Below are 14,025 nucleotides of genomic sequence, written 5' to 3' on the forward strand. Positions count from 1 at the left end.
AAACAGTTCAGCCGTGCGGTTCAGCCGGCCACGCGCTCCGGCTTTGCCATCAGTTGATGAAACACGTCCTGTGAAGCGCAGCGCACCACATCGCCGATCACGATGATGCTCGGGCTGGCCAGCCGGGATTCGGCCAGCGCCTCTGGCAATTCGCCCAGCGTGGTCACCAGTTGCGCCTGGGATGCCGAGGTGGCCGCATGAATGACGGCGACCGGCGTCGAGGCAGCCTTGCCGCCCGCCAGCAGGGCCTGTTGGATGTCGCTGCTGCGCGCGACGCCCATGTAGATCACGAGCGTCATGTCGAGCCTGGCAAGCGCGGCCCAATCGGGATTGGCGTCAGCAGTCTTGCCGTGCCCGGTGACGAACACCGCGCCCTGGCTCCAGTCGCGGTGGGTGAGCGGGATGCCGATGGACGAAGGCGCGGCCAGGCCGCTGCTGATGCCGTTAATGACATCGACCTCGATGCCGGCGGCGAGCAGGTGCGCGCGCTCTTCCCCGCCGCGGCCGAAGATGAAGGGGTCGCCGCCCTTGAGGCGAACCACGAAATGGCCTGCGCGGGCGTCCGCGATCATCAGGCGCTCGATGAATTCCTGCGGCGTCGACTGGCAGCCGCCGCGCTTGCCGACATGAACGATGCGCGCATCGAAGCGGGCATGGTCGAGAATCTCGGGATTGACGAGATCGTCGACCAGCAGCACGTCGGCTCGAGAGATGGCCTTGACGGCCTTGAGCGTGAGCAGTTCGGGATCTCCCGGACCGGCGCCTACCAGAGCGACTTTACCCTGCGCGAATTTATTCTGCGTTTTCATGGAACACCGTTGTTGCATGTAGATGCTTCGCTACATGCAAGCAGTGTTCCACCTGTTCGAGGATGGGTGCAGGCACGGGTTGCCCGCCTTCGATGGCCTGTGCGATCCATTTCGCGGTCGTTGTCGCATCACTTGAGTGCGGCAGCGGCGGCATTTCGTCCACCGGCTCCTGTTTTTGCACCAGCACCGTGCGTTGATGCCGGTGGAACCACTCGATCTGCTGGGCCCGCTTCGGATTGGCCACGGTTTCGCCTTCGGTGCCGCGCATCAGGAAGGCATCGCCGCGCTCCACCGGCGCCGCCGTCTCGAAATAGGCGGACAGCATCTCCAGGTATTCCGGGTGGGTGTACGAGGTCAGCCGCAGCGCCGGTCCCGTGAACGGCTGCATGATCTTGACCAGCGTGTGGGTCGAGTTGCGCACGCCGAGCATGCCGCGCAATGCCAGCAGGCCTGCCATGCGCGGCGCCAAGGCTTCCACCGGCATGAAGACGGGCTCGCGGCGGGCGAAGCCGGCGGCGGCTTCGGCATGCGAGTGCGCGGGACGCAGGCCGAGCTCGGCGAGGATTTCCGCGGTGGTCACGCGCCCCGGGTCATTGGACACGCCGTGGATCAGCACCGGCGCGCCGCGCCGCGCAAGCAGCATGGCAAGCAGCGGCGTGAGGTTGGGGATGTTGCGCGAGCCGTTGTAGCTGGGGATGACGATGGGCGCGTACTCCGCTGGCGGCAATAGCAGCGGCTCGAACGAGGCTTCGGCGGCATCGAGGAAGCCGGCGATCTCGTCCACCGATTCGCCCTTGATGCGCATCGCGAGAACGATGGCGCCGAGTTCCAGGTCGGAAACGCGGCGCTCCAGCATGGCGGCGTACAGGTCGCGCGCGTCGTCGCGCGACATGCTGCGCGCGCCTTTCTTGCCGCGCCCGATTTCCTTGATGAAACGGGCGGCGGGGAATGAGTCGGGTGAGTCTGATATCGGGTTCATGGCGGAAGGGTACTACGAAGTGCAGGCGGGTGCGAAGAGTAAGAAGGCTCCCTCCCCTTCAAGGAAAGGGCTGGGGTGGGGATGGGTTACTTCAGGCTGCATAAACCCCATCCCCCTCCCAACCTCCCCCTTGAAAGGGAAGGAGTGTTCTTTTCAGCACTTGGCTAGGTTTATCCCGCCGACCGCCCCTGCAAGGAAGGGAATACTCTCTCCGCCTACGCCGCCACCTTCCCCGCCGGACTCTTCACCAGAATGATCTTCTTCAGCTCCGGCACGCACGACCCGCAATTCGTGCCGCACTTGAGCTTGCCCTGCAGCGAAGCAAGAACGACTTCCGGCGTGCCCTCGTTGATCCCGTCCTGCCCGGCCAGCGCTTCGTCGATTTCACTTTCCGCAACATTAAAGCAGTTGCAGACGATGCGCCCTCGCGCCTTGAACCCCTGCGGCGCCTTGGCCGATGGCATCAGCAGCAGGCGTCCTAGTGCGGCGACCGGCTGCTCGCTTTCCAGGTACTCCTTGAGCCAGTGTTCTGCCGAGGTATCGCCGGCGAGCGACACCGCCGCCAGCCTGCCGTCCTGCAAGCGGACGCGCCGCGACGTGCCCCGCCTGGCATCGTCGTAGCGCAGCACCTCTGCGCCGGCGATGCCGAAGCGGGCTTCGATATCGCCGACCAGCTCGGCCGCGGCCGGATAGTCGTCCGCGGCGCGGAACAGCACGCCGACCTTGTCGCGGCCGAACAGCGTGCAGGATGCATAGGCAAAACTCCGCATCAGCGGCCGCAGGCTCGCCTGCAGGGTCAGCGCCTGGGAAGCGTCGATCCAGCCGAACACCAGGAAGCGCCACGGCAGTTCCGCCTTCAGAATCTTGACCGCCGCATGCTTGAGTTCCGGCTGCTTGGAACTCGGGCAGTACGCCGCCACGGTCAGAGCGTTGACGCCATGGCTGCCGTTGCCGTCATTCCCTCGGCCCGACACATATTCCTCGCCCCAGTGCATGCCGATGAAGGCCTGCCCTGCGCGGATGTCTTCGCTCGCCAGCGCCGGCAGGATCTGCGAGCCGCGCCGGCTGGTCACGTGGACCAGGTCGCCGTCGGCCATCATGCGCCGCTCCATGTCCTGGCGCGACATCAGGACCGCGGGCTCGGAGGCATGCGAGAACAATTGCGCCACGGTGCCGGTGCGGCTCATGCCGTGCCACTGGTCGCGCAGGCGGCCGGTAGTCAAGCCGAACGGGAAGCGCGCATCGGCTTTTTCTACCACCGGCTGATAGACGGTCGGCACGAAGCGCGCCCTGCCGCTTGCGGTCGGGAAAACACCGTCTTCGTACAGGCGCTTACTACCTTCGGTTGCACCTTCCGGGAAAGGCCATTGCTGCGGCCCCTGCTGTTCCAGTATCTGGTAAGTCAATCCGGTGATGTCGAGATCGCGACCGCGCGTGGATTCGCGGTGCTCGTTCCATATCTGCTCGACGCCCTCATACGGAAACAGGCTGCGAGTCCCGTCCCTGCCCCTACCCATGCGCACCTCCAGCCTGCGCGCGAAATCGATCACCATTTCCCAGTCGTGCCGGGCCTCGCCGGGCTTGGGCAGCACCGGCTTGAAACGGGTGATGCGCCGCTCGGAATTGGTGACCGTGCCTTCCTTTTCGCTCCATGTCGTTGCCGGCAGCAGCACATCCGCATAGTCGGCGGTTGCCGTGGTCTTGTACGCTTCCTGCACGATGACGAGTTCGGCATGCCGCAGCGCTTCGCGGATCAGCGCCTGCTCGGGCATGGACTGGGCGGGGTTGGTGCAGGCAATCCAGATGATCTTGATCTCGCCCGTGCGCACCGCCTCGAACATTTCCACGGCGGTCTTGCCGGGCTTCGCGGGCACTTCGTCGATGCCCCACAGGCGCGCCACCTCGGCGCGGTGTTCGGGATTGGCGAGATCGCGATGCGCGGACAGCAGGTTAGCCATGCCGCCGACCTCGCGCCCGCCCATTGCGTTCGGCTGCCCGGTCAGCGAGAACGGCCCCGCTCCCGGCTTGCCGATCTGGTGCGTTGCGAGATGCAGATTGATGAGTGCCGCATTCTTGGCGGTGCCGGAAGCCGACTGGTTCAAGCCCTGGCAATACAGCGACAGCGCCGCTTTCGACTGGCCGAACCACCGGGCCGCCGTGACCAGATCCTCTTCGCGGATACCGCAGGTCTCGGCCACGAACTTCGGCGTGTAGTCGCGCACGATGCTCTTGAGTTCCGCGAAGCCTTCGGTATGGGAGTCGATGTATTCCGCATCGACCAGGTCTTCCCACAGGCAGATGTGCAGCATGCCGTTGAACAGTGCGACATCGGTGCCTGGCAGAATGGGCAGGAACAGGTCGGCGTCGCGCGCGGTGTCGGTGCGGCGCGGGTCGGCGACGATCATCTTGAGCGCCGGATTCTTCCTGCGCGCTTCCTCGATGCGGCGGTAGAGGATGGGATGCGCATACGCGGTGTTGGAACCGACGATGAACAGCAGCTGCGCCTGCTCGATATCCTCGTAGCAGGGCGGCGGCGCATCGGCACCCAGCGTCTGCTTGTACCCGGCCACCGCGCTCGACATGCACAGGCGGGAATTGGTATCGATGTTGTTGGTGCCGATCAGACCCTTGGCCAGCTTGTTGAAGACGTAATAGTCCTCGGTCAGCAGCTGCCCGGAAATGTAGAAGCCGATGCTGTCCGGCCCGTGCCGGCGAACGGTTTCATCCACGTGGCGCGCAAGGTAGTCCAGCGTCGATTCCCAGGATGCACGCTCGCGCCGCGCATCGCGCCGGAAGCGCATTTCCGGATGCAGTGCGCGCACCTGCTGCTGGAGCACCGGGCTGGCGGTCAGGTGCAGGGTGCTGCCCTTGGTGCACAGGCGGCCGAAATTGGCCGGATGGTCCGGGTCGCCGCGCACGCCGGTCACTTGCTGGCCGTCGCTTTCCACGATGACGCCGCAACCCACGCCGCAATAGCAGCAGGTGGCTTTGGTTTCCGTCCGCGCGCCAGCGGCGGGTTTGGTTTCCGGCTTGTTTAGTACAGCAGGAATGACGGCGCTGATTGTTTCATTCATGCCGCCTCGATTTCCGTTGCAAGGGTTTGGAGTTCGTTCAGGTCCAGGAAGACCTTGCCGTCTTCCACCTTGACGCTGAACTTCGGCGTGCAGCCTTCATCCGGCTCAGCGGCGCAGCCGGAATCGAGCTCGATGTTCCAGTTGTGCAGCGGGCAGGCGACGCGCTCGCCGAATACGATGCCCTGCGACAGCGGGCCGCCGCGATGGGGGCAGCGGTCGAGCAGCGCGAAAATCTTGTCTTCGCCGTTGCGGAAAATGGCCACATCCGGCTTCGCTGCCCGATTGACCACCCGTGCGCCGAGCACGGGGATGTCTGCGACGTTGCAGACGGCTTTCCATTGTTGCGACATGGGGTCCCTTTGCTTTGCTTGAATTCCGTTGAATCGTAGGAGCCTGCCGGATCAGGCCGTCAGCGGCATGAACTGGCGCGCATCGACCTGGGCCTTGTCCTGCTCATGCCAGGGATCTGGCTCGCCTTCCAGCGAGAACAGCAGCCGCTCGTAAAGCGCCTTGCGGTTTTCCGCGTCTTCCAGCACCTTCTGCTTCACATGCTCCAGGCCGACGCGAGCGAGGTAATGCACGGTGCGTTCGAGATACCAGCCTTCTTCGCGGTACAGTTGCAGGAAGGCGCCGGAATATTCGAGCACTTCCTCGTGCGTCTTGAGCTTGACGAAGAAATGCGCAACCTCGGTCTTGATGCCGCCGTTGCCGCCCACATAGATTTCCCAGCCGGAGTCGACGCCGATCACGCCCACATCCTTGATGCCGGATTCGGCGCAGTTGCGCGGGCAGCCGGAGACGGCGATCTTGACCTTGTGCGGCGCATACATCTTCCACAGCGCTCGTTCGAGCTGCTGGCCCATCAGCGTGGAATCCTGGGTGCCGAAGCGGCACCACTCGGAACCGACGCAGGTCTTCACCGTGCGCAATGCCTTCGCATAGGCATGGCCGCAGGGCATGTCGAGATCCTTCCACACGGCTTGCAGGTCTTCCTTCTTCACTCCCAGCAGGTCGATGCGCTGGCCGCCGGTGACCTTGACGGTGGGGATGTTGTACTTGTCGACAACGTCGGCAATGCGGCGCAGGTCGGACGCGGTGGTTTCGCCGCCCCACATGCGGGGAATGACGGAATAGGTGCCATCCTTCTGGATGTTGGCATGGGCGCGCTCGTTGATGTAGCGCGACTGCGGGTCATCTTTGGCTTCATGCGGCCAGGTCGAGATCAGGTAGTAGTTCAGCGCGGGCCGGCAGCTGGCACAGCCGTTCGGCGTGCGCCACTCGAGGAAATGCATCGCACCGGAAATCGTCAGCAATTTGTTGACCTTGATCGCATCGCGCACTTCCTGGTGGGTGCGGTCGGTGCAGCCGCACATCGGCTTGACTTTGGCCGAGGTCGAATAGTCGCCGCCGGCGGTGAACATGATGATCTGCTCGACCAAACCGGTGCAGGAACCGCAGGAGGCCGATGCCTTGGTGTGCTTGCGCACGTCGTCCAGCGTAAACAGGCCCTTCTCCTTGATGGCCTTGACGATGGCGCCCTTGCACACGCCGTTGCAGCCGCAGACTTCTGCGGTGTCGGGCATGGCCGCGGCCTTGGTGAAACCCTCGTGGCCGACATCGCCGGGGCGGCCGGTGTTGGATTCGCCGAACATCAGCGTATCGCGGATCTCGCCGATGTCGCGGCCTTCGCGCAGCAGGCTGAAATACCAGGAGCCGTCGACGGTATCGCCGTAGAGGCAGGCGCCGACCAGCTTGTCGTTCTTGATCACCAGCTTCTTGTAGACGCCGCCTATCGGGTCCGACAGCACGATTTCCTCGGTGCCTTCTCCGCCCATGAATTCGCCGGCGGAAAACAGGTCGATGCCTGTGACCTTGAGCTTGGTGGAAGTCACCGATCCCTGGTAGCGGCCGATGCCGAAGTTGGCGAGGTGGTTGGCGCAGACCCTGGCCATCTCGAACAGCGGCGCGACCAGACCGTAGGCGGTGCCGCGGTGGTTCACGCATTCGCCGACCGCATAGATGCGCGGATCGTAGGTCTGCATGGTGTCGTTGACCACGATGCCGCGGTTGCAGTAGAGGCCAGCCGATTCCGCCAGCGCGGTGTTCGGCCGGATGCCGACCGCCATCACCACCAGTTGCGCCGGGACTTCGACGCCGTCGGTGAAGCGGATGGCTTTTACGCGGCCGTTCTCGTCGCCGACGATTTCTTTCGTGTTTTTTTCGAGCAGGAAGGTCAGGCCGCGGTCTTCCAGCGACTTCTGCAGCATCTTGCCGGCGACCGGGTCGAGCTGGCGCTCCATCAGCCAGTTCGGCAGGTGCACCACGGTCACGTCCATGCCGCGCAGCTTGAGGCCGTTGGCCGCCTCCAAACCGAGCAGGCCGCCGCCGATGACCACCGCGTGCTTGTGCTGCTGCGCGGCCTCGATCATCGCGTTGGTGTCCTGGATGTCGCGGTAGGAAATCACGCCCTCGAGATCCTTGCCGGGCACCGGAAGGATGAATGGATTGGAGCCGGTGGCGAGCAGCAAGCGGTCGTATTCCGCCACCGTGCCGTCTTCCGCGATCACTTGCCGCCGCACGCGGTCGATCTTGGCGATCTTTTTGCCGAGATGGAGAGTGATGTTGTTCTGCTCATACCAGTCGACATCGTTGAGCATGATGTCCTGGATGGTCTGTTCGCCGGCGAGCACCGGCGACAGCAGGATGCGGTTGTAGTTGGCATAGGACTCGGCACCGAACACGGTGATGTCGTACACATCCGGCGCGATCTTCAGCAGCTCTTCCAGCGTGCGCACGCCCGCCATGCCGTTCCCCACCATGACTAACTTCAGCTTCTTCATCAAAGCTCCCTCTCGTGTGGCCTCGCCATTGAAGCCTGAAGATAAACATGCATGTCTCTAAGCAGGAGGCATGCCAATCGATTGCGTGGGAAAACGCACTGCGGCGGCTCCGGTTTTGCACTGCGCCGGTGCGGCGTGCGGCTTCATGCCTCACAACGCACCTAATCACGGCATGGTTTGCCTCATGACGGGCGCCCGCGCGCGCAAACGCAGTGGCATGCTGCTTGCATAAGTGCATGGCAGTCTCTCAAACCCTGGTGCAAAGGAGCATCGTGAAAACAACGTCGTTTTGGAAGGCGGGACACACGCCTACCCTGCTCGCTTCATTTTTCTATTTCGATCTCAGCTTCATGGTGTGGGTGCTGCTCGGCCCGCTCGCCGTGCAGATTTCGACGGATCTCGCCCTGACGCCCGCCCAGAAAGGCCTGATGGTGGCCACGCCATTGCTGGCCGGCGCGCTGCTGCGCATCGTCATGGGCGTGCTGGTCGATCACCTCAAGCCCAAGAAGGCAGGCGCCATCGGCCAGCTCGTGGTCATCGCCGGCCTGGCATGGGCTTGGCTGGGCAACCTGGCCAGCTACGGACACATGCTGACCCTGGGCGTGCTGCTCGGCGTCGCCGGCGCGGCCTTCGCGGTGGCCCTGCCGCTCGCCTCGCGCTGGTATCCGCCCGAGCACCAGGGCACCGCGCTGGGCATCGCCGGTGCCGGCAATTCCGGCACCGCCTTCGCGGCGCTGTTTGCGCCCTCCCTGGCGATCGCTTTCGGCTGGCAGAACGTATTCGGGCTGTGCCTGATTCCGCTGGGCGTGGCGTTCGCGGTCTACATGACCTTCGCCAAGGACGCGCCGTCCGCGCCGCCGCCCAAGTCGCTGACCGAATACCTGCATGTGCTCAAGGACAAGGACGCATGGTGGTTCATGTTCTTCTACAGCGTCACCTTCGGCGGCTTCTCCGGCCTGGCTTCCTCGCTCACGATCTATTTCAACGGCCAGTACGGCCTGTCGCCGGTCACGGCGGGATACTTCACCGCAGCCTGCGTGTTCGCCGGCTCGCTGGTGCGCCCGCTGGGCGGCATCGTCGCCGACCGCATCGGCGGCATCAAGACGCTGTCTATCATGTATGTGCTGGCCGGCCTGTTCCTGTTCATCGCCAGCCTCGGCATGCAGTCCTACGTTGGCGCGCTGGCCGTGTTCGTGCTGGCCATGCTGGCGCTGGGCACCGGCAACGGCGCGGTATTCCAGCTGGTGCCGCAGCGCTTCCGCAAGGAGATCGGCGTCATGACCGGCCTGGTCGGCATGGCCGGCGGCATCGGCGGCTTCTACCTGGCATCCAGCCTCGGCTATTCGAAGCAGGTCACCGGCAGCTACCAGCTCGGCCTGACGATTTTCGCAGCGCTGGCGGTGACGGCGCTGGTCGGCCTCAGCTTCGTGAAGAACCGCTGGCGCACTACCTGGGGCAGCGCTGCGATGACGACGGCAAAAATCTAGGTCTTCGCGACTCCAGCCACGGCAGTGGCTACAATGACACTGCCGCACCTGCGGCGGATGAAGCATGCAAGGCTTCATCCGCCGCAAGTGCATTTCCGCCACCCGTTTCATTATTCGATCATTCATGCCTCTTGCTGTCCTGACCGGCCACGATTCGCGCACCGGCGTACGCGAACGCAATGAAGACTTTGTCGGCATGGTCACGCCTGCCGAACCCGACTTGTCCACCAAGGGCCTGATGGCCGCCGTCGCCGACGGTGTCTCCGGCAATGACGGCGGACGCGAAGCCTCCGAGTACACGGTGCGCGGCCTGCTGACCGATTACTATGCGACGCCCGATACCTGGCCGGTCACCCAGGCGATGGACAAGGTGATCAAGGCGATCAATGGATGGGTGCAGCACCAGGGATCGATACGGCGTGAACTGGCTGGCATGGCCACCACACTAACTGCGGTGGTACTGCGCGGCACCTATTACTACTTTGCCCATGTCGGCGACACGCGGCTCTACCTGCTGCGCGGCGGCGCGCTGACGCGGCTGACCACCGACCATGTCTGGGACCGCCCGGAAATGCAGCATGTGCTCACCCGCGCCATCGGACTCGATACGCGCATCGCGATCGACCATGGCATGGGCGAGCTGCGCGAGCGCGACGTGTTTCTGCTAGCCTCGGACGGCGTGTGGGGCTGGATGAGCGAATACGACATCACGCATGCGCTGTCCGCCGTAGCCATGGATCGGTCCGATCCCGAGGCGACCGCTGCGGCGCTCGTCGATGCGGCGCTGGCGGCCGATTCGTCCGACAACTGCAGCGCGTTGGTGCTGAAGGTCGTGACGCTGCCTGAAGAGAACCTGCGCGACGCGCTGTCGGGTTCGCGGCAGCTGCCCTTGCCGCCGAAGCTCAAGCCGGGGCAGGCCATTGATGGCTACGAGGTCGAGGACGTGATCCATGCTTCGCAGGCGACCCTGCTCTACCGCGTGCGAGAGCCGAAGTCGCAGCGGCAGCTGGTGCTCAAGACCCTGCACCCGGACCGCGCCAGCGATGCCCATGAACGCTCGGCCTTCGCGCACGAGGAATGGCTGGCCAAGCGCGTCGTCGCGCGCTTCTTCCCGCAGGTCATCGTGCCCGAGCAAAAGAATTACCTGTATTACCTTAGCACCTGGCATGAAGGCGCGACGCTGCAGCAGATGCTCGACGCCGGCACGCACTTCACCGCACCGGAAGTGGTCACACATGGCGAGAAGCTGGTGCGCGCGATCGGCGCGCTGCACCGGCGCAGCATTCTCCATCGCGATATCAAACCGGGCAATGTGCATCTCGGCGCGGATGGCGAATTGCGGGTGCTCGACCTGGGCGTGGCGCTGTCGGGACTGGAAAGGGAGGACGGCATCCATGCGCCGCAGGCCGGCACGCCATCGTTTCTCGCACCAGAGCAATTCGACAATGCGCCGCCGTCGCGGCAGACCGATGTGTATGCGGCTGGCGTCACGCTTTACCAGATGCTCACGCGACACTATCCCTACGGCGAGATTGAGCCCTTCCAGCGCCCGCGCTTCGGCGAGCCGGCGCCGCCGAGTCGCTATCGGCCCGATGTGCCTGCATGGCTTGACAATGTGCTGCTCAAGGCGGTGGCGCGCGATCCGGCGGACCGCTATGAGACTGCAGAGGAATTTCTGATCGCTCTGGAGCGCGGCGCCAGCAATCCGGTACCGGCGCGATCGGTCACGCCGCTTGCGAAGCGCGATCCCGCCGGGCTATGGCGCGCCGTTGCCGTGAGTTCAGTCGTGCTCAATCTGCTGATGCTGTATCTGCTTGTCATGAGGTAATGCGGGCGTGATGCGCTTTCGCCAATGTAGCGACCTACTTTGTTGACAGGTTTGCAATTTCCCACTGAGAATGGCCTCTGTTTTTGACCATGCAAAGAGAGAAGCTGTCATGGGTTCCATATTGATCAATGTTCCTGATATTCCGGACTCCGAACTTGTTTATGACGAAATTGAAACGAAGCGCATCTTGAATTTCTTCTGGCCGTTCATGAAGGAACGCATTGAGGCCATGCAGATTGAAAATGACGTCAGGCGCCTGGCGCAGACCGCCCTGATCGCGGCGATAGAAGCATCATATGCGCTCGGTTTCATCCATGCGCTGGCCTACACTGTCGCCCGGCCTGGATCAGGCATCAAGTCGCTTTGTAAAAAGCTTGCAAGCCGGTTCGTCAAGCATTGGTGGAAGCACACCACTCAGCGCGATCTTGAAAACGTAAAAATATATGATCGAATAAAAGACCAGGTTGCTCGCGCGCTCAGACATCGACTGGAAAACTTATCCCAGGGCGTAGCATTGCGGCGCATCCCGATACCTTTCTATGTCGCCGCCAGTCAGTCTGACGCCGTATGGGTATGAAGAGAAAACGATTGGCAAGCCGGTATTTGGGCGCAGCGGTGGTCGCCATAATCATGGGCATGGCCGGCTTGTATGCGGTGATCGTATATGACGAACTCGACGACGAACCGCTTTCCCTCATCAGCTGCATCGAGGTGGAAGCGAAATGGCTCGCATGGACATGCAAGCAAGTCCTCCTCCATGCGTCTCTATCTCCAGATCATGTGCGCGAGCTAAATGATTCAGGGGGCGCCTCTTATCCAGTTTCAATGCAAGATGCGAACGACGCGGAAGACATCCTGGGCTTGTTCCTTTCCCGAGGTGTCGACATCAATGCTGCAGACAAACGGGCAAACGATTGGACGGCCCTGCATTCGGCCGCAATGAACAGCGCTCCTGACCGAGTCGCCATGCTGCTTCGCTACGGCGCCCGCACCGATGTGCGCGACAAACACGGCTCTACCCCGCTGGATGTTGCCCGTCGCGCCCTGCAGCGCTTCCCGGGCGATCCTAGGCTTCCTGAAAATATTCGCTTGCTGGAAGCCGCCGAACGAAACAGTCCGGCATCAAGATAAGCGCAGCCGGGAATAGCGACGACGGCCTTTCTAACGCCGCTTTTCTCTTCCCGGCCGAATCCGACGCAAGGCTATGCCGCTTCCTTCTCCGCCGCCGGATGCGACTGGCGGTGATACAGGAATTCCAGCACCGCGCTGCGGTACTCGATGTACAGCGGATCATGCGCCAGTGCGACGCGGTCGCGCGGGCGCGCAAGCCTGACGTTGACGATGTCGCCGATGGTCGCCGCCGGTCCGTTGGTCATCATCACGATGCGGTCCGACAGCAGCACCGCCTCATCCACGTCGTGCGTTACCATCACCACGGTGGACTGCGTCTTGGCGACGATCTTCAGCAATTCATCCTGCAGGTGGGCGCGGGTCAGTGCATCGAGCGCGCCGAAGGGCTCGTCCATCAGCAGGACCTTGGGTTCCATCGACAGCGCGCGGGCGATGCCGACGCGCTGCTTCATGCCGCCGGAGATTTCATTCGGGCGCTTCTGCTCGGCATGGGTCAGGCCGACCAGTGCCAGCGCCGCGCTGGTGCGCTCCTTCAGCCTGGCCTTGCTTTCGGTAGCGCCGAAGACGCGCTCGACCGCGAGATAGACATTCTCGTGGCAGGTCAGCCACGGCAGCAGCGAATGGTTCTGGAACACGACCGCGCGCTCCGGCGCCGGTCCCGCGATTTCCCGGTTGGCGCACAGCAGCGTGCCGTCGCTGGCCTTGAGCAGGCCGGCGATCAGGTTGAGCAGCGTCGACTTGCCGCAGCCGGAGTGGCCGATGAGGGTAATGAATTCGCCCTTCGTCACGGTCAGGTTGATGTCGCGCAGCGCATGAAAGGTGCCCTTCCTGGTGTGAAAGACCATTTCCGCGCTCTGGATTTCGATGAATTTGCCGAGGTTTTCCATGATGTTCTCCATGGCCCCTTACTGCCTGAAGCAGCAAGGGGCGCTGTATAAGGTTGGTGCTGCCTAGCTGCGCACTTCTTCGTAGGTGAAGGCCTTGGCCAGCGCCACGAGCGCCTGTTCCAGCAGCAGGCCGACCACGCCGATGACGACGATGGCGATGATGATGTGCGGCACGTTGAGGTTGTTCCACTCATCCCAGACCCAAAAGCCGATGCCCACGCCGCCGGTCAGCATTTCCGCCGCGACGATCACCAGCCATGCGGTGCCGATCGCCAGCCGCACGCCGGTCAGCATGTAAGGCAGCACCGACGGGAAAAGAATCTTGGTGACGATCTTCCACTCCGACAGGTTGAGCACCTTGGCCACGTTCATGTAGTCCTGCGGCACGCGCTGCACGCCGACGGCGGTGTTGATGATCATCGGCCAGATCGAGCAGATGAAGATGGCCCAGATGGCGGCCGGATTGGCAGCCTTGAAGACCAGCAGTCCGATCGGCAGCCAGGCCAGCGGCGACACCGGCTTGAGCAGGCTGACGATGGGATTGAACATGCCCGCCAGGAACTTGAAGCGGCCGATCATGAAGCCGAGCGGAATGCCGACCAGCGCCGCCAGGCCGAAACCGGTGGCCACGCGCTGCAGGGACAGCAGCAAGTTCCAGCCTATGCCCTGGTCGTTCGGCCCCTTTTGGTAGAAAGGATCGGAGAACACATTGACGGCTTCCCGGAAGGTCACCATCGGCGACGGGAAGCCGGCGTTCTTTGCCGCGACGATTTCCCAGATCAGCACCAGCACCGCAAGGCCGAAGATCGGCGGTATCACCGCCATGAAGAAGGGCTTGAAGGAAAGCTTCTTCGCGGGCTTCGCCGTGCTTGCCCGAGTCCGCACGGCGGCATGTTCTCCGGCATTGGCTTTCATAGGCGGTGACTCCGAGACCGGCTCTGCCGGCGTATTGAGGGAGACGTTGTTCATAACTGCGCTCATGCTGTTCTC

The 14,025-nt window shown here is 63.2% G+C and carries 11 protein-coding genes; 4 read left to right on the forward strand and 7 right to left on the reverse strand.

Annotated features, from left to right (window positions below):
- Nucleotides 1-20 precede the first annotated feature (20 nt).
- From cobA to nirB, 5 genes are all read right to left on the reverse strand, one after another.
- Nucleotides 21-809 carry a uroporphyrinogen-III C-methyltransferase gene (cobA, locus tag RY831_RS13415; RefSeq protein WP_326506862.1) on the reverse strand — a complete coding sequence of 263 codons (789 nt, stop codon included), beginning with the start codon at nucleotides 807-809 and terminating at the stop codon, nucleotides 21-23.
- Nucleotides 793-1,788 carry a DNA-binding protein YbiB gene (ybiB, locus tag RY831_RS13420; protein WP_326506863.1) on the reverse strand — a complete coding sequence of 332 codons (996 nt, stop codon included), beginning with the start codon at nucleotides 1,786-1,788 and terminating at the stop codon, nucleotides 793-795. The genes cobA and ybiB overlap by 17 nt, the downstream gene beginning before the upstream one ends.
- A gap of 215 nt (nucleotides 1,789-2,003) precedes the next feature.
- The gene (locus RY831_RS13425) at nucleotides 2,004-4,862 is read right to left on the reverse strand and encodes a nitrate reductase (RefSeq protein ID WP_326506864.1); all 2,859 of its coding nucleotides are present in this window, start codon (nucleotides 4,860-4,862) and stop codon (nucleotides 2,004-2,006) included.
- Entirely contained in the window at nucleotides 4,859-5,212 is a 354-nt protein-coding gene (gene nirD / locus RY831_RS13430) for a nitrite reductase small subunit NirD (RefSeq protein WP_326506865.1), read from the reverse strand. Before nirD ends, RY831_RS13425 begins: the two co-directional genes overlap by 4 nt.
- A 51-nt stretch (nucleotides 5,213-5,263) precedes the next feature.
- A complete protein-coding gene (nirB, locus tag RY831_RS13435; protein ID WP_326506866.1) occupies nucleotides 5,264-7,702 on the reverse strand; it encodes a nitrite reductase large subunit NirB in 2,439 nt (812 codons plus the stop codon).
- 272 nt (nucleotides 7,703-7,974) lie between these two features.
- Between nirB and RY831_RS13440 the strand changes: the two genes are divergently transcribed.
- From RY831_RS13440 to RY831_RS13455, 4 genes are all read left to right on the forward strand, one after another.
- Nucleotides 7,975-9,189 (forward strand): nitrate/nitrite transporter, encoded by a 1,215-nt coding sequence (locus RY831_RS13440; protein WP_326506867.1) that lies wholly within the window; start codon nucleotides 7,975-7,977, stop codon nucleotides 9,187-9,189.
- 124 nt (nucleotides 9,190-9,313) lie between these two features.
- Nucleotides 9,314-11,017 (forward strand): bifunctional protein-serine/threonine kinase/phosphatase, encoded by a 1,704-nt coding sequence (locus tag RY831_RS13445; RefSeq protein ID WP_326506868.1) that lies wholly within the window; start codon nucleotides 9,314-9,316, stop codon nucleotides 11,015-11,017.
- A gap of 109 nt (nucleotides 11,018-11,126) precedes the next feature.
- Complete coding sequence (locus tag RY831_RS13450) at nucleotides 11,127-11,594, forward strand: hypothetical protein (RefSeq protein ID WP_326506869.1); 468 nt, start codon at nucleotides 11,127-11,129, stop codon at nucleotides 11,592-11,594.
- Entirely contained in the window at nucleotides 11,591-12,148 is a 558-nt protein-coding gene (locus tag RY831_RS13455; RefSeq protein WP_326506870.1) for an ankyrin repeat domain-containing protein, read from the forward strand. Before RY831_RS13450 ends, RY831_RS13455 begins: the two co-directional genes overlap by 4 nt.
- A 71-nt stretch (nucleotides 12,149-12,219) precedes the next feature.
- On the opposite strand, the gene RY831_RS13460 is transcribed toward RY831_RS13455, so the two are convergent.
- Both RY831_RS13460 and ntrB read right to left on the reverse strand, forming a co-directional pair.
- Nucleotides 12,220-13,035 (reverse strand): ABC transporter ATP-binding protein, encoded by an 816-nt coding sequence (locus tag RY831_RS13460; RefSeq protein WP_326506871.1) that lies wholly within the window; start codon nucleotides 13,033-13,035, stop codon nucleotides 12,220-12,222.
- A 63-nt stretch (nucleotides 13,036-13,098) separates the two neighbouring features.
- The gene (gene ntrB, locus RY831_RS13465) at nucleotides 13,099-14,016 is read right to left on the reverse strand and encodes a nitrate ABC transporter permease (protein WP_326506872.1); all 918 of its coding nucleotides are present in this window, start codon (nucleotides 14,014-14,016) and stop codon (nucleotides 13,099-13,101) included.
- Nucleotides 14,017-14,025 lie beyond the last annotated feature (9 nt).

The sequence above is a fragment of the Noviherbaspirillum album genome, from assembly GCF_035916955.1.
GTDB lineage: Bacteria > Pseudomonadota > Gammaproteobacteria > Burkholderiales > Burkholderiaceae_D > Noviherbaspirillum > Noviherbaspirillum album.